This is a genomic window from Stutzerimonas sp. (assembly GCF_982611455.1).
Genome location: NZ_CEXBBO010000040.1, coordinates 18,720 through 34,548, shown reverse-complemented (window position 1 = coordinate 34,548; position 15,829 = coordinate 18,720). Strand labels below are relative to the sequence as shown.

Here is a 15,829-nt window from a genome sequence, read left to right as displayed (position 1 = left end):
GGCTCATGGTCTGCATATCCACCAGTGGGTTATTGGACTCTGAGGGCGGGTGCGATTGCATACCTGTGCTCATCCCCGCCATCCCAGAGTGGTCCATCCCTGACATCCCAGCCATTTTGCTGTGATCCATTCCGGACATTGCGCCCATGCCGCCCATTCCCTGCATGTCACCGTGGTTCATACCGGACATGTTGCTATGGTCCATCGCACCCATGTCGCCCTGCATGCCGCCGCCATGGTCCATGCCCGCCATCCCGCCCATACTGCCGTGATCCATCCCCATGTCGTCCATGGTGATTAGCGGTCGAGGATCGGTTTCTGGAACAGGAGCGCTCAGCCCTTCGGCAACCGCTAGCGTGCCACGGGCGTACCCTGTGCGGTCCATCGATTGGGCGAAGATCGTGTAAGCCTCCTCGGTTGCAGGCTCGACAATCACATCGTACGTCTCTGCCACGGCAATGCGGAATTCGTCGACGCTAACGGGGTTGACGTATTGGCCGTCGGCTGCGACTACGGTCATCTTCAACCCTGGAATGCGGACATCGAAATAGCTCATGGCCGAGCCGTTAATGAACCGCAGACGAAGCTTCTCGCCGGGCTTAAAGATACCGGTCCAGTTCCCGTCGGGTGCTTGGCCGTTCATTAAGTAGGTATAGGTGTAGCCACTTACGTCGGCGAGGTCGGTGGGGCTCATCTTCATCTGAGCCCACATCTTCCGATTTGCGATCGTTGCGGCCCAGCCGTCTTCGCTCACGTCGTTGATAAAGTCTCCGACGGTGCGCTTGTGGAAGTTGTAGTAATCGGACTGCTTCTTGAGCTTGGCTAGAACACGGGCGGGATCCTCGTCGGTCCAATCAGTCAACATCACCACGTAGTCGCGGTCATAGCTGAACGGTTCGGGATCCTTAGCATCGATGACCAATGGGCCGTAGACGCCTGCCTGCTCCTGCAGCCCCGAATGACTGTGGTACCAATAAGTTCCGTTCTGTTTAACCTGAAACTTGTATACATACATGCCATCGGGAGCAATGCCCTGGAAGCTCAATCCGGGCACCCCATCCATGTTGGCCGGCAAAATCATGCCATGCCAGTGAATCGATGTATCTTCGCTCAGCCGATTTCTGACTCGCAGCGTGACGGTATCCCCTTCACGCCAACGTAGAAGCGGCCCTGGAATAGTCCCGTTGATGGTCATCGCCGTCCGGGCCGCGCCGGTGATGTTAACCGGCGTCTCTCCAATCAGTAGATCGAACTCTGTGCCGGTTAGTACGCTGGGCTGGCCGGGGCTATTCACTGCCCAAACTGGGGCTCTCCACAAGCCAAGACCGCCAAGGAGGCCCGCGGCGGTCAAGCCTTTAACAAAGGTTCGCCTAGAGGTTTTACGTTGCATGTGTACGTTCCAATCAAGCTAAGGAGCCAAGCTGAAACCAGCCCTAAGGGTTGATGTTGCCAGCGTTAATTGATCTTAGAAGCTCGCGCGGTCTGTCTTATCAAGCGACTCGCCTTTATCGTAAAGATGGCATACCTGAGGAAGAGGCGTGATTACATTTTTGTAAGCTTAATGCGCACCAGAAAGCGTCTGCGAGCATGTTTCCGGTCACTTTAACTGGTTTTATTTAAGTCGCAGGCTTGATAAGAACCGTTTAAAAGGATGTGATCTAAACGTCACATCCCGACATAAACGAGCGGTTTTCTAGGGTTCTTTGATGCTCCTTCACCCTTTTCAGCGCGTTTTTTCAGGCTGTGCGGGCAATGTAGAAGGCGTCGATTAACCGAACAAAGGTAGGAGATTCGATAATTATCAATCTCAGCCATTGAAGATGATCGTATTTTAACTAGCCAATATAAGGTTCATCCGCTCGGTGCGGGGATGCTGGGTCGTTTTTACGAGCCAAGGTTCGAAGTAGCTAATATCGGCTTCGTCGGTTCCAACTAATGTTGCGGTGCCAACACTGTGGCAGCTACAACATTCGTAGAAGCTGCCACAGTTCAGAGAGCCGCGTGGCCACATTTGCGTAAGGTTTCGCTTCAGCAATTAGCGTGAGCGTGCTTCGCTGAAGTTGCCTTTGAGGCTACCTCTTGGGCTTGGTCCTTCTGGTCAGCCTGATAACTAGCGATCGCTACTTGGCGAGCCTGCTCCATACGAGCAAAGGTACGATCGCCACCACCTTCTGCCATTGCATAGGAAGAGCTTGCTGCGATGGCGAGCAGTACAGAAAGGGATCTGAAAAATTTCATTACTTGTTACCTCGTTCGAAGACACGGAAGACCCAGCGCAGCTCCATAAACAGAGGCTTGGGCTTGTGTCTAAGCTAACCGAGCGTTCCTGTCAGAATCCTGATTTAGACATTACGGTTTCGTCAGTAATGCAGACCAAGCAGTGAACACAAGCGAAAGCGCAGGTTGCGTGTATGGCGCCTTTTCATTCTGGCAATAATAGGTCTTGTTTCCATCCGGCAAAAAAAAGGCGCCATCTAGGCGCCGATAGGCCAAAGGAGCATGGAATGCCAAAAAGCAGAGTGTAGGGAGCAACTGCTGCGTAGACGTTAACGTTGCAAGCTGTCAGACAGATGATGCGGACATTACGATTCTGTAAGGTACTGGCCGCACGGCCTCACAGTCGGCACACTGTTATCTCAATGCAGGCGGAGTACTTTCAATGAAGCTTCTTGTTGCTGAAGATGAGCCGAAAACGGGCACCTACCTACAGCAGGGGCTCACTGAGGCGGGCTTCACTGTCGATCGGGTTCTGAATGGGACCGATGCTGCTCAGCATGCGCTTAACGAGGCTTACGACCTGCTCATCTTAGATGTAATGATGCCTGGCCTTGATGGATGGCAGGTGCTGCAGAAGGTTCGCGCTGCCGGCAACGAGGTTCCCGTGCTTTTTCTCACCGCGAGAGATGGGGTCCAGGATCGAGTCAAGGGACTGGAGCTAGGCGCAGACGATTACCTCATCAAGCCGTTTGCATTTTCCGAATTGCTAGCCAGGATCCGTACGTTGCTTCGCCGCGGCAACCATGCCCCCAACCAAACAATACTCAAGCTCCTGGACCTAGAGGTGGACCTGCTGAGGCGCCGGGTGGTGCGCTCGGGGAAACGCATAGACCTAACCGCCAAGGAATTCGCACTTCTTGAGCTATTGCTTAGGCGGCGCGGGGAAGTCCTCTCCAAATCACTTATCGCCTCCCAGGTATGGGACATGAACTTCGACAGCGATACCAACGTGATCGAGGTGGCAGTACGACGGTTGAGAGCAAAAATTGATGATGAGTTCGAGCCGAAGCTGATACAAACTGCTCGTGGAATGGGCTATCTGATCGACGTACCAGACTCTTGAAGAGCATGGTGTTCGGTAGTCGTCGATATGGTCGCTATACCTAGCGGACCATCCTCTGATTACCTGTCGCACGCTGCCCTGATGCTGCTCGGATCGAAAGTATTGGCGGCTCGGCTAATGCATATTCATGCCTAAAATCTAAGAGGCCCTATTTAGGCCTCTCTTATTTAAAGCCGCTAATCACTGGATCCAGCCTTCGACCTCATCCGCGCCGTATTCTGCCTTCCAACTCTTCAAGACCTTGTGATTACCACCTTTGGTCTCAACTACTTCACCGCTGTGAGGGTTCTTGTATGTCTTGACCTGACGGGTACGGCGCGGCGTCTGGCCTTGCTGAACCGGAGCGCGACGAGTCCCTAACTGCGGGTCGAGAATGTTGATCAAGCTAGGTAGAGCAATGTTGTACTCCCCCATCAGCGAGCGAAGCTTATCTTCAAATTCCATATCTTTTTTAAGGCTCTTGTCGTTTCTCATGGCCTCAAGTTCGGCCATTTGAGCCTTCAATTGCACTTCTAGTTTACGGTACTCTGCAAGGCGGGACATTTATCATTACCTGTAAGGTTAGTTAATAGAGCATTGATGCCCATATGGGCATCAATAAGTTCATCTCCAAGCATGGCAAGACGAAGTGTGATGCGATATTTACGCAGCTTGAAGCTGGCGTAAGAAAGATGACGGTTCGCAGGGCGATGCGCAGGGCGAAGCCCAAGCTATCAATTGATCAAGAAATCGCCATGGCTGTGGGTCTGTATCTGTACAGCGAAGACCCGTGGATTAACAGATCTATTGTTGCCAAACGCCTTCCAGTGATCCGGATCATCGCCACATCGGCGTCTTAAAGCAAGGCTTGGAGTTGGTCGTGTCTCCATCAACTCAGGCTATGTCGTGAAGCATTAATAGACAAATTAAGGGCACAACCGCCAATGTCAAACGTGAGGAGACACGCTGAAGGGGCAGCGGAAGGCTAAATATTCAAGTGGTCCGTGAAAGCAAGCTTAGAGCAGAAGCGCGGGAACTACTTCAAGAGAGGTCTGCAGCCGGGGGGAAGGTTTCTCACCATAGCGCTGCGAATCGGAAAGGAATTGGAGCCGGTCGGACGCCTTGCGCGCTGATCGTCGCAGTCGATGCCCTCAGAAGTGGTGGCAGCCGGATCTCGTGTCACATGCCTTGCTATGAGAGCTTCGCTCTGCCGTGAAAGATATCGCTAGCCGCTCCAAACACATTGTTTGGAGCGCTGAAAATTGTCAAAATATTTTGGCGAAAATTCACTGTCCGAATCCATTCTCACCATGCTGATTGTCAAAATATTACTATCTGAATGCTGACTTCAAAGCGGCCGTAGCCCCTGATTCTTGGCTCTGAAATTGTCATAATTATTTGTAAGCCACCAGAGAGAAGACGAAGAGAAGTGACCTCAGGCTTTTACCGGTAACGGGCGCTGGCTTTTCGCTGTCTTCATAGCATTGGTACGACTGGCCCTAGCTAGCCAACGCGAGGGCTTGTATAACGGCGCTTTCTGGCGACTGTAGAAGGGGGACTGTCATGGAAGAGGTGATCGAGCAGCTGCGTGAACTCAATGAGCCGGTGCCGGTTCCGTTGGAGCTGCCGGACGATGACCGTCTGGTCGAGATCGAGGAAGAGTTGCTGATCAACTTGCCCTACGGCCTGCGCGAATTCCTGCTGCTGGTCAGCGACGTCGTGTATGGCCGGCTCGAGCCGGTGACCGCCGTCGACCCGCAGTCGCATACCTATTTGCCGGAAGTGGCGGCAAATGCCTGGGATGCCGGCGTATCGCGCGATCTGCTTCCGATTTGCCAGGATGGCCCTGATTACTACGTCGTGGACCTGGAAGGTGAAGTCATGCTGTTCGATGGCGACGAGCATGAACTCACCGATGAGAGCTGGGAGACGGTCTGGCATTGGGCCCGTGACGTCTGGTTGGAAAGTTGAGCGGCTTGGCTACGGTCGTTAATGCGCCTTTACTCGACGCACGGCGCGCGCGTGCATCCGCGGGCCACCGGGTTGGGTTGCCCAGCTTATGGTGACGCTTGGCAACCTATTCATCTTTCTCTTGCTGATCACTGCGGGCGCCTGGCTCTGGCATTCCCATGGGATACGCGAGCGCGCACTGGCAGCGGTGCGACAGCATTGCAAGAAGATGGACGTCGAGCTGTTGGACGGCAACGTCGCGTTTCGTCGGCTGGGGCTGATTCACGATGCACGCGGTCAGCGCCGCTTCGCGCGGGTGTATGGCTTCGAATTCACGGTGACGGGCGAACAGCGGCACCAAGGCAGCATCATCATGTTCGGTGCCCGTCCTGGGCCGATCGAAATGGATGCGCACCCGTTTCATGCGCGGCCGGATTCGGGGCAGGTCATTCAGATGAACGACTGGCGGCGACGCGGTGATTGAGTCGTTGAGCTACAGACGACAGGCAACCATGGCTGTCTTCAAAAGCTGTTGATCCTGCGGCTCGCTGAAGATCAATTCGAGCCGCGAATCCTTTCGCCATTCGCTGACCGCGAAGACGATCGGCTCCCCCGCCAGGGCATTGGCCGAGCGCCATCCTTCTGGGCTGTGTAGCACCAACTTGGCCCGCCGCCAGCCCAGCCCGCCGAGCCATTGCGTGACGCGCTGCAGATCGAAACGTTGAGTCGGATGCCAACGCCAGCCGATGCTCCAGCCGTCACCGTTTCCCTGGCTCTGGCAGAAGGGTTGTCGCGGATCAAGCCATGCATCACCCAGAACCGCAGCGGAGGCGAGCGATGGCGCTAACGCGGCGGGTAACCCGGCTCGCTGATCGATTCCGGGCAGTTCAGCAATCGGCAGATGGCTTTGATGTGTCCAGCGCAACGGCAACGATGGCAACTGCTCAATGATGCGTTGACGATCCGCTTGATTCAGATTTTCGCTCTTGTTCAGTAATAACAACCCACACTGATGCAGCGCTTGCTGCTGGCTGGGAGGCAGTTTTTCGTTACGCGCCAGCGCTGGTGCGTCGAGTACCGCGACGCAAGGTTGCAACGCCAGTACTTCTTGCCATGGCGGCGCGCCGAGTTGCGCAAGCAGCTCGGTCGGGTGGCCAAGACCGGAGGGCTCGATCAATAGCCGATCGGGCTTGGCCTTACGTAGCAACCGATTTAGGCCGACCTGAAACGGCACGCCATTGACGCAGCACAAGCAGCCACCGGCGACTTCGGCGAGGCTAACGCCGTCTTCATCTGTGCTAAGCAGCGCAGCATCAAGGCCGATTTGACCGAACTCATTGATCAGAACCGCCCATCGCTCATTCGCCGGTTTCTGCGCCAGCAATGAACGGATCAGGCTGGTCTTGCCGGCACCAAGCGGTCCGGTGATCAGGTGGGTAGGAATATGAGTCAGCATGTCGCTATGGTGCGCATTCGGCGGATCGGATGAAAGCGATTTCGGGGGCGCATGCTAGAGTCGCGACGGTTAACCGAGAGGGCCAGGTTTGATGCGTTCTGTGTGTTTCCTATTGTTGCTGGGGGTTGCCGGGCAGGCACTGGCCGAGGGCTGTATCGTTCATAGTCAAGATGATCGAATCGAGGTGAAGCTTTGCCAGCAGAACCGCACGATTCCGGCCGAACTGTTTCGTTCCGGCTTCTGCCAGCCCGAACTCAAGAACCAGAAGGTAGAAGTAACTTTTGTCGAACAGTGCCCCGGCGGCGCCTTTGGCATTTGCCGCAACGCCCGAGTGTCGAACATGCCCTACCGGCAAGACATTCATTATTACGGCATCGCCAGCGATGCGCGCTTTCTCCAGCCGGCCTGCGAACAAACCAGCACTGGCGAGTGGGTGACCGAATAAGAGGTCTCTTTAGGCCCGAGATGTGGGGTTCCACGTGAAACCTCCGCAATTCGCTAGCTTTTCGGCTTGAGCGTCCCGCAATCCTCGCTCAACCATTTCCCGTGTGATTGCATGCGACTGTTGCCCTGCTGATTACCGACCCGGTAATCACTTTCGATGACGCTGGTTACTTCGCGCTCGCTGATTAGCCGGGTTTCGCCCTGTCCCGTGGCGTCCGGGCATTCGAAACTGAACTTCCATAGACTGTCGGTCTGCTCGGTGATTTCCTGAGTACATCCATGCTCGTCTTGAAACGGTAGCTCACGGGACTTCACCTGTGCCTCGCTCAGACACATCCGCACGCCGCCGGAAGCCAGCTCGACGCCCTGCGCAGCGAGCATGTCCTCCATCATCTTTCGCTGATCCCCTGACAGGTTATTCATCTGTTCGACCATCTCCGCCACACCCGGCATCTGCATACCGTCCACTTCGATATCCTCGCTAGAAAATTCCCACAGGCCGGGCAGCATTTCCGCAGCCTGGGTTGGCGGTACGCTGAAGAGCAATGCGGCAACGGTCAGCTGAGCGATGTAGTTCATATTGGTCTCCGAAAACGGTTTCAGCTGAGCCTAGTCGAGCTACGGAAAAAGAACGATGCGTGCCGTAAAACTCACCGCATACGATGCAGTGGCCATAGATTTGCGATGTTGAGAAGCGTTATCATTAGCGTCTCGACGGCGAAGGGCAACAACCATGGCGACCCAGGGGCTGGTCCGGCAACAACTGGTGCATCGGCTTTATGTCGATCATCAGGGCTGGCTGAACGGTTGGCTGCGCCGTCAGCTTGGCTGCAGCCAGAAGGCCGCCGACCTGGCGCAGGACACTTTCGTCCGCGTGCTGATGAAGGATCAGGCTCTGGAAGTGATCCGCGAGCCACGTGCGTACCTGCATACCATCGCCCGGGGTCTGTTGATCAATCATTGGCGACGCCGGCAAATCGAACAGGCCTACCTGGACGCGCTAGCGCTTCAGCCGGAAGCCGTAGTGCCTTCGCCGGAAGCCCAGGCGTTGGTCATCGAAACCCTGTTGCAGGTCGATGCGATGCTGACGCGGTTGCCACAGAAGGTACGCCGCGCTTTTCTGCTTTCGCAGCTCCACGGCATGACCTACGCGGCTATCGCCGCCGAGCTCGACGTGTCCGAGCGAATGATCAAGAAATACATGGCGCAGGCCATGTTGCACTGCCTGACGCTGATCGAAGGTGAAGCATGAGCCTCGATTACACTGTGTTGCAGGCCGCGGCGCAGTGGTTCGCCGTGATGCGATCGGAGGTCGTGAGCGAAGCGGACCGTCAGGCGTGGCATGACTGGCTCGCTGTTCCCGAACATGCACGGGCTTGGCAGCGGGTGGAGCAGATCAGTGGACGTTTCGAACCATTGGCTGGTGACCCCTTCAGTCCTATGGCGACTGCGTTATTGGAGCGCCGCCAGCCCAGTCGGCGTCAGGCATTGAAAACCCTTTCCGTTCTGTGTGGCGGTGGCGCTCTGGCGCTGGCTTGCGGCGCGGCGCCCTGGCGCAGTTGGGCGGCGGATCAACGCACGGCGATCGGTGAAGTACGTGATTGGCGTCTGGAGGATGGTACGCAGCTGTGGCTGAACACCGACAGCGCAGTGGATATCGCCTACGCAGATCAAATCCGAACGGTGTCGCTGTACCGAGGCGAATTGCTGGTGCAAACGCCTGGCGATCAACGCTCTTTAGTGTTGCGCACTGCCGAAGGTCGCGTGCAGGCGCGGGATGCGAGCAGATTTTCGGTGCTTCAGCGTAATGGCAGCACGCAGCTCAGCGTGTTCGGCGGAGCTGTGGAGATCCAACTGATTGAGCAGAGCCGTTCGCGCACCGTAATGCACGGCCAGCAGGTTGTCTTCAGCGACCGCCATATCGAGCCCGATCGTCCCGTTCAGGCGGGGCGCCAGGCATGGAGCAGCGGCGTGCTGCTGGCCGATAACCTGCGTTTGGACGAGTTCGTCGCTGAACTGTCACGCTACCGCCAGGGCTACCTCGGGTGTGATCCACATATTGCGGGTCTGCGTGTGGTGGGGGCCTATCCGTTAGCCGATACCGATCGGATTCTCGAAGCGCTAGCTAGCACGCTATCGCTGCGCATCGACCGGCGTTTGCCTTGGTGGGTCAGCCTCGAGCCGCTGCAACAAGAGACCGTCTGATTGCAAATGTAAAAACTTCTCATCTGCAGTTCCCCTTTTGCGATCTCGCTGGGCATAACGGCAACGATCACGATTTTGCCTTCGCAAAAAAGGATGACTCATGCGCTCCATTGCCCTGCCGCTTCGCCGTTCCAGCACGCTTACCCAGGCCGTTCGCGCCGCCATGTTTTGCTTGCCCTTGGCAGCGCTAGCCACTTCGCCTGTGGCGTTGGCGCAATCGGCCAGCCAACAGGCTGTGCGCGGTTACGACATTCCGGCCGGTCCGTTGTCCAGTGCCCTTAGTCGTTTTGCCGGTGAGGCGGGCGTCATGTTATCGGTAGACGGCCGCCTGACCGAAGGGCAGCAATCGAACGGCCTGCAAGGCCAGTACGGCGTCGAGGAAGGCTTCGCGGCGCTGCTGCAGGGCAGCGGCTTTCAGGCGATTCGTGACGAGCGCGGCACCTACTCGCTGGCGCCGCGCCCGGAGCAGGCTGGAACCGTCGAATTGAAACCGATGGTGGTCGAGGGCTTTGCGCTGGGTAACGCCTTGGGCGAAATGGAAGGCTACAACGCTACGCATAGCAGCGTGGCGACGAAAACCAGCATGCCATTGGTGCGTACCTCGCAAAGTGTTTCGGTGGTGACTCGGCAGCAAATAGCTGATCAGGGTTCGCAAACCGTTTCCGAAGCGATTCGCTATGTTCCCGGCGTGGTGACCAATCCCTACGGCGCGACAAGACGCTACGACTACGTTGCCATGCGTGGATTCAACGACGGCTCGGTGGACAACATCATTGTCGACGGCCTTAAATCCATGAGCGACGCGGGTACTTACAGCAGCCTACAGGTGGACCCTTATTTCATCGAGCGCATCGACGTTTTAAAAGGGCCATCCTCGGTTCTTTATGGACGTAGTAACCCCGGTGGCTTGGTCGCGTTGACGAGCAAGCGCCCCCAGTTCGAAGCGCGTCGCTCGGTAGAGTTTGCGGTCGGAAGTAGCGACTACAAAAGTATGGGTTTCGACTTCACCGGACCGCTTAACGACAACATCGCTTACCGCCTCGTCGGTCTCGCCAAGGACAGCGATACCCAGTTTGATCATGTCGAAGAGACCCGCTATACCTTGATGCCGAGTGTCGCGATCAACTTCAGTGACGATACTTCGCTGAATTTGTATGCCTATCTGCAGAGCGATCCGCAAAGTGGCTACCACGGAGGCTTACCGGCTTCCGGCACGCTGTACCCGCATACTAACGGCCAGCGAATTTCCGACCATTTCTTCGAAGGCGAACCAAGTCTCGATACGGCCAAACGCGACCAGCAAATGCTTGGTTATGAATTCCAGCATCGCCTGAATGATGTTTGGAGCGTGCGGCAAAACTTCCGTTACCTAGATTCCGAGCATACCCAAGAGCAGGTCTATGCTTGGGGTTACGACATTTACACACCAAGTCCAAATGAACTGTATCGTCAGTACACCGGTGCGGAGGAGGCGCTGCATTCTTGGATCATCGATAACATGGTGCAAGCCGAATTCATGACGGGCTCGGCCATGCACACATTGGTGATGGGTCTGGATTATCAGCGCATCAAGAACGTGGTGGATTGGACCTACGGTACTCCAACCACAATCGATCCCTTTGCGCCTACCTATGGCAACGACGACATTTCCTATTTCGCACCCTACGATCGGTACAGCTACTTGCGGCGCAAGAAGCAGACTGGCGCATACATGCAAGACCTGATCGAAATAGGCCGCTGGAACGTCTCACTGGGGCTTCGCAAGGACTGGTTTGAGGTTTCGGAAACTAACCGATTGGACGAATACGATTCAGCCACAGGCCTCATCAGTCGCGCCGCTGGAACCGAGAACGCCTTGGAGGACAGCAAGCTGACCGGTCGAGCGGGTGTGCTCTATCAATTCGATAACGGTATTGCTCCGTACGTCAGCTATTCCGAGTCGTTCAATCCATCGACATACAGCGACGCCGCCGGCAGCCTAATCGATCCATCGGAAGGGACGCAGTGGGAGTTGGGTCTGAAATATCAACCCTCGGGTACCGACGATCTCTATACCGCCTCGCTGTTTCACATCACCCAGGAAAACATTGCCACCAAACTAGCCAGCGAAGATTTCTACCGGGAGGTTGGGGAAGTGGAATCTCAGGGCGTCGAACTGGAAGGGCGAGTACAACTGACCGACAGCTTGCGACTCTTGGGAAGCTATACGTTCACCGACGTCGAATATACCAAGCCCTACTTCAACCTGGCCGCGGACAATGTCGTACGAAACGTGAAAGGCAACACGCCGGCGCAGACCCCCGAACACATGGCCAGTCTCTGGGTTGATTACCGTTTCCTTGAAGGTAGCCTCGTTGGTCTGGGGGCTGGCTTCGGGGTGCGTTACATGGGGGAAAGCTGGGCCGACGCGGAGAATACCGTCCACGTACCTTCCTATACTCTGTATGACGCATCGCTCAGTTACGATTTGTCTCAGGTGGGCCTGAAGGGAACCGAGGTTCGCCTGAACGCGAACAACCTGACCAACGAAAGCTACGTGGCGTCCTGCGGAAATCTCAATTATTGCTACTACGGCGCCGAGCGAAACGTGACTGCCACCATCAGTCGCGAATTCTGATCCCGAGAACCAGCCGCCGGCTCAAAAGGCCGGCGGCTTTGTGCTTTCTGAAATAACGGTAATTGACGATGCGTTACATCCTGGTTCTGCTGCACCGTTACATCGGCCTGGCGACCGCGCTGTTCCTGTTTCTCGCCGGCATCACCGGCGCGATTCTGGCCTTTCATCACGAGCTGGACGAGTGGCTCAACCCCGAGTTCTACCACACCTCCAGTGAAGGCCCGGTGCTGGCACCGGGGACGCTGGTCGAGCGCGTCCAGCAGGCCAATCCGCGGATGCAGGTCTGGTACATGGAATTTCCGGACGAGCCGGGTCACGCCGCGCTGATGGCGCTGGTGCCGCGCAACGATCCAGCAACCGGCAAGCCTTTCGATGAAAAGCCTGTCGTGCAATATCTCGACGCGGTTACCGGCGAGGCTGTTGGCACGCGCTACTGGGGCGAGTGCTGCTTCTCCCGCGAAAACTTCATTCCGTTCATGCTGGAGTTCCACTACAACCTGTCGCTGCCCGGCAATTGGGGACTTTGGTTGATGGGCATCGTCGCAATCTTCTGGACGCTCGACTGCGTCTTCTCGTTATTGCTGACATTTCCTCGTGGACGACCGTTTTTCGGCAAATGGCGGACGGCCTGGAAGATCAAGCGCCAGCGGCTCAACCACGATGTGCATCGTGCCAGCGGCCTCTGGTTATGGTTATTGCTCACTCCCGTAGCTGTCAGCAGCATTGCGATGAATCTGCCAGAGCAGGTTTTCAAGCCGGTGGTGTCGCTGTTTTCGCCAGTCGAACCGAGTGTTTACGAGGCGCGCGGCAGGCTACCCAAGGACCAACTGGGCGTGACCCAGTACGACTTTCACCAAGCCTACGATTACGCCATGCAGCACGCCGCCGACTTGGGCCTGAGCGAGTCCATCGGCGAGCTGTATTACAGCTTCGAGTACAACTTCTACGGCGCCGGTTTCGGTGACCACGACAGCAACCAGGGTAACGCCTGGCTGTTCTTTCATGGCAGTGACGGCACGCAATTGCTGGGGCAGGAAATACCGGGGCAGGGCACGTTAGGTGAGCAGTTCCACATGCTGCAGCCGGCGATCCATGGCGGCCGGATTCTTGGTATGCCGGGGCGGATCCTGATCGCCTTTCTTGGCGTGGCGATTGCCGTGCTGTCGGTGACCGGCGTGGTGATCTGGTGGCGCAAGTTACGGGCACGGCGGAGCGCGGCCGTCAGGCGAGACGCGCTGTTGGAAGCGAGTTGATCGAGGGGCAGGGGAGAACGGGAAAAAGGCTGCGGCGGCCGGAAAACCGGCCGCTGTTCAGCGTGAAGCGTCCGCTTGCGCGGCGCAGCTCCAGAGTTCCAGCGCGGGCTGGTCTGCTTTTGGCGGACCGAGCCATTCGCTCATTGCGTGACAACGCTGGTCGAAACACAGTTGGTAATCCCCTGCTTCGGGGGTTCGCCCCACAAGCAGCGGTTGCAACGGCGGGATCTGGCGCTGGTAGTGCCAGGTACCGTCACGCAGTTCGGCGTCATCCGGGATTTCCATCCCGGCACCGGAACCCTTGACCCGCGCTTCGCCAAGGAGCAGCCCCTCTGGCGTCACGCGATAATCCTCTTCCCAGCGAATCTTCTCGATGGTGTGGGTCCAGGCCAGGGTGAAGTCGGCTGTAGGCACCTGCGCCCACACCACCCCGGCCAGCCCCAGGCAGAGACCGATCATGCTAGTGCCGGCCCGGCACGACGTGCCCGCACGATGTGCTGTGCCAGCAATAGGGCGCCGATGCCGAAGCCAATCTCATCGGTCACTGGCATGGCCATGATCAGCGCCACACCCGCGGCAAATCCGAGCACGCGCTCCCACCAGGCCAACGGGCGGTTCAGATAACCGATCGAGGCGATGCCCCACAGGCCGATGGCGAACGCGGCCTTGACCAGCATGTACGCAGTCATCCACAAGCTGTCGCCCTGCAGCATCAGCGCCGGGTTGTAGACCGCCATGAACGGCACCACGAATCCTGCTATGGCGATCCGCACGGCCCACATGCTGATCTTCAGGCCGGTCTCCTTGGCAATCGGCGCGGCGGCGAAGCAAGCCAGGGCCACGGGTGGCGTGAGATCGGCGAGGATGCCGAAGTAGAAGACGAACATGTGTGAAACGATCAGCGGCACGCCAAGGTCGAGTAGGGCGGGCGCGGCGATCGAGCTGGTGATGATGTAATTGGGGATGGTCGGGATGCCCATGCCAAGCACCAGGCACGTCAGCATCGTCAGAATCAGGGACAGGAACAGATTGTCCTGCCCAACCGCCAGGATGTAGCCGGCAAAGGTCGAGGCCACACCGGTCAGTGAAACCACGCCGATGATTACACCAACCAAGGCACAGGCGATGCCCACCGGTACGGCGTGGCGGGCGCCTTCGACCAGCGCATGCAAGCACACCAGCAGCGTCTCGCGGCCGCCCTTGATGAACCAGCAGACCGCCACCAGTGCCGCGATGACACCGAATATCACGCCGATGCCTAGCTGGAAGAAACCTGCGCAGAGCAGCCCCAGGGCGATCCAGAAGGCGATTCGCAAGCCGAACGAGGAGACCTTCAGAATAATCGCCGAGCCCAGGATCACGATGGCGGTCAGCGACAGGCCGATGATGCCGGCGAACATCGGTGTGCGCCCGGAGAACAGCAGCCAGACCAGCACCACCAGCGGAATCAGCAGGTACCAGCGCTCTTTTACGGCTGCCATGGCGCTTGGGCACTGATCCTTCGGAAGGCCGCGCAGATTGGCGCGCTTGGCTTCCAAGTGAACCATCCAGAACGTCGAGCCGAAGTACAGCAGCGCCGGAATTAGGGCGGCCTTGGCCACCTCGACGAAGGGCACGTTGATCGTCTCGGCCATGATGAAGGCCACGGCGCCCATCACGGGCGGCATCATCTGGCTGCCCATGCTTGCCGTCGCCTCGACGCCACCGGCAAATGCGGCGCGGTAACCAAAGCGCTTCATCAGCGGGATGGTGAACTGGCCGGTGGTGACCACGTTGGCCACGCCCGAGCCGGTGATGGTGCCCATCAAGGCTGACGACACCACCGATACCTTCGCCGGGCCGCCGAGCTTGTGGCCGAACAGGCCCATGGCGAAATCGGTGAACAGCTTGATCATGCCTGCCTGTTCAAGGAAGGCACCGAACAGGATGAACAGGAAGATGTAGGTGGCGGACACGTAGGTTGGGGTGCCGTACAGGCCTTCGGTGCCGAACGCCAGCTGATTGACCAACTGGTCGAAGCCATAGCCGCGGTGCGCCAGATCGCCGGGCAGGTACTCACCCAGCAGACCATAGGCGAGGAACGTCGCGCAGATGATCGGCAGTGCGATGCCCATCACACGGCGCGCGGCCTCGAAGACCATGACGATGAGCACCACCCCAACGACGAAGTCGGCCGTGGTCAGATCCCCGGAACGCTGGATCAGATCGCCTTCGAAATACCACTGGTAAAACGCCGTACCCATGCCGACCAGCGCGAGCACCCACGCCAGGGGCTGCCAGGGGCGGCCGTTGCCTTTTGCCGGAAAGCTCAGATACACGATCATCAGCAGAAAGCCGACATGCCCCGCCCGCAATACCTGACTCGATACCGGATGAAACGCCGCCATGATGATCTGGTAAATGGAAAACAGCAGGGCGACATAGAACAGCGCCTTGGGCCACTCGGCAGGGCTGCCGCCCAGGCCTTGTTCTTGTTGTAATTCGCTCATGAAATGCCTCGAGCTGATAAAGCGTGGTCGCGTAGAGCCGCTAATAAAACCTGCCGTGAACGCACGCTGGTTTTACTAGCACCTCTGCAAACGGTC

Annotated in this window: 16 protein-coding genes; 9 read left to right on the top strand and 7 right to left on the bottom strand. The window is 57.5% G+C overall.

The annotated features are described in order from the left end of the window. Both AC2LD7_RS19180 and AC2LD7_RS19175 read right to left on the bottom strand, forming a co-directional pair. Positions 1-1,390: copper resistance system multicopper oxidase (locus tag AC2LD7_RS19180; RefSeq protein WP_484599284.1), on the bottom strand; the 1,390-nt coding region annotated here is incomplete at its 3' end. A 638-nt stretch (positions 1,391-2,028) separates the two neighbouring features. Next, on the bottom strand, positions 2,029-2,238 hold the full coding sequence (locus AC2LD7_RS19175; RefSeq protein WP_484599283.1) for a co-regulatory protein PtrA N-terminal domain-containing protein: 210 nt from the start codon (positions 2,236-2,238) through the stop codon (positions 2,029-2,031). A 421-nt stretch (positions 2,239-2,659) separates the two neighbouring features. Here AC2LD7_RS19175 and AC2LD7_RS19170 point away from each other — a divergent pair, with 421 nt between their 5' ends. Continuing rightward, positions 2,660-3,340 carry a heavy metal response regulator transcription factor gene (locus AC2LD7_RS19170; RefSeq protein ID WP_484599282.1) on the top strand — a complete coding sequence of 227 codons (681 nt, stop codon included), beginning with the start codon at positions 2,660-2,662 and terminating at the stop codon, positions 3,338-3,340. A gap of 180 nt (positions 3,341-3,520) precedes the next feature. On the opposite strand, the gene AC2LD7_RS19165 is transcribed toward AC2LD7_RS19170, so the two are convergent. After that, positions 3,521-3,883, bottom strand: coding sequence for a histone-like nucleoid-structuring protein, MvaT/MvaU family (locus tag AC2LD7_RS19165; protein WP_484599281.1), 363 nt, complete (start codon positions 3,881-3,883; stop codon positions 3,521-3,523). Positions 3,884-3,927: 44 nt separating this feature from the next. Here AC2LD7_RS19165 and AC2LD7_RS19160 point away from each other — a divergent pair, with 44 nt between their 5' ends. The 3 genes from AC2LD7_RS19160 to AC2LD7_RS19150 all read left to right on the top strand — a co-directional run bounded on the left by AC2LD7_RS19160 (position 3,928) and on the right by AC2LD7_RS19150 (position 5,753). Continuing rightward, complete coding sequence (locus AC2LD7_RS19160; protein WP_484599280.1) at positions 3,928-4,179, top strand: hypothetical protein; 252 nt, start codon at positions 3,928-3,930, stop codon at positions 4,177-4,179. A 703-nt stretch (positions 4,180-4,882) separates the two neighbouring features. After that, a complete protein-coding gene (locus tag AC2LD7_RS19155; RefSeq protein ID WP_484599279.1) occupies positions 4,883-5,290 on the top strand; it encodes an SMI1/KNR4 family protein in 408 nt (135 codons plus the stop codon). An 88-nt stretch (positions 5,291-5,378) separates the two neighbouring features. After that, positions 5,379-5,753: a DUF3301 domain-containing protein gene (locus AC2LD7_RS19150; protein ID WP_484599278.1), complete on the top strand. Its 375-nt coding sequence runs from the start codon at positions 5,379-5,381 to the stop codon at positions 5,751-5,753. A gap of 9 nt (positions 5,754-5,762) precedes the next feature. Here AC2LD7_RS19150 and AC2LD7_RS19145 read toward each other — a convergent pair whose 3' ends face one another. After that, positions 5,763-6,725: a CobW family GTP-binding protein gene (locus tag AC2LD7_RS19145; protein WP_484599277.1), complete on the bottom strand. Its 963-nt coding sequence runs from the start codon at positions 6,723-6,725 to the stop codon at positions 5,763-5,765. A 91-nt stretch (positions 6,726-6,816) separates the two neighbouring features. On the opposite strand from AC2LD7_RS19145, the gene AC2LD7_RS19140 reads away from it, so the two are divergent. After that, on the top strand, positions 6,817-7,170 hold the full coding sequence (locus tag AC2LD7_RS19140; protein ID WP_484599276.1) for an NADH:ubiquinone oxidoreductase: 354 nt from the start codon (positions 6,817-6,819) through the stop codon (positions 7,168-7,170). Positions 7,171-7,223: 53 nt separating this feature from the next. On the opposite strand, the gene AC2LD7_RS19135 is transcribed toward AC2LD7_RS19140, so the two are convergent. Beyond that, entirely contained in the window at positions 7,224-7,748 is a 525-nt protein-coding gene (locus AC2LD7_RS19135; protein ID WP_484599275.1) for a DUF3617 domain-containing protein, read from the bottom strand. 154 nt (positions 7,749-7,902) lie between these two features. Between AC2LD7_RS19135 and AC2LD7_RS19130 the strand changes: the two genes are divergently transcribed. The 4 genes from AC2LD7_RS19130 (at position 7,903) to AC2LD7_RS19115 (ending at position 13,244) form a co-directional block, all read left to right on the top strand. Further along, on the top strand, positions 7,903-8,421 hold the full coding sequence (locus AC2LD7_RS19130) for a sigma-70 family RNA polymerase sigma factor (RefSeq protein WP_484599274.1): 519 nt from the start codon (positions 7,903-7,905) through the stop codon (positions 8,419-8,421). Next, positions 8,418-9,374, top strand: a complete 957-nt coding sequence (locus tag AC2LD7_RS19125; RefSeq protein WP_484599273.1) for a FecR domain-containing protein — start codon at positions 8,418-8,420, stop codon at positions 9,372-9,374. The genes AC2LD7_RS19130 and AC2LD7_RS19125 overlap by 4 nt, the downstream gene beginning before the upstream one ends. A gap of 100 nt (positions 9,375-9,474) precedes the next feature. Next, a complete protein-coding gene (locus AC2LD7_RS19120; protein WP_484599272.1) occupies positions 9,475-11,991 on the top strand; it encodes a TonB-dependent siderophore receptor in 2,517 nt (838 codons plus the stop codon). A 68-nt stretch (positions 11,992-12,059) separates the two neighbouring features. Next, positions 12,060-13,244, top strand: coding sequence for a PepSY-associated TM helix domain-containing protein (locus AC2LD7_RS19115; RefSeq protein WP_484599271.1), 1,185 nt, complete (start codon positions 12,060-12,062; stop codon positions 13,242-13,244). Between the two features lie 57 nt (positions 13,245-13,301). Here the strand turns inward: AC2LD7_RS19115 and AC2LD7_RS19110 are convergent, their stop codons facing one another. Then, the gene (locus AC2LD7_RS19110; protein ID WP_484599270.1) at positions 13,302-13,703 is read right to left on the bottom strand and encodes a DUF1850 domain-containing protein; all 402 of its coding nucleotides are present in this window, start codon (positions 13,701-13,703) and stop codon (positions 13,302-13,304) included. Further along, on the bottom strand, positions 13,700-15,733 hold the full coding sequence (locus AC2LD7_RS19105; RefSeq protein ID WP_484599269.1) for a TRAP transporter permease: 2,034 nt from the start codon (positions 15,731-15,733) through the stop codon (positions 13,700-13,702). The genes AC2LD7_RS19110 and AC2LD7_RS19105 overlap by 4 nt, the downstream gene beginning before the upstream one ends. Positions 15,734-15,829: the final 96 nt, after the last annotated feature.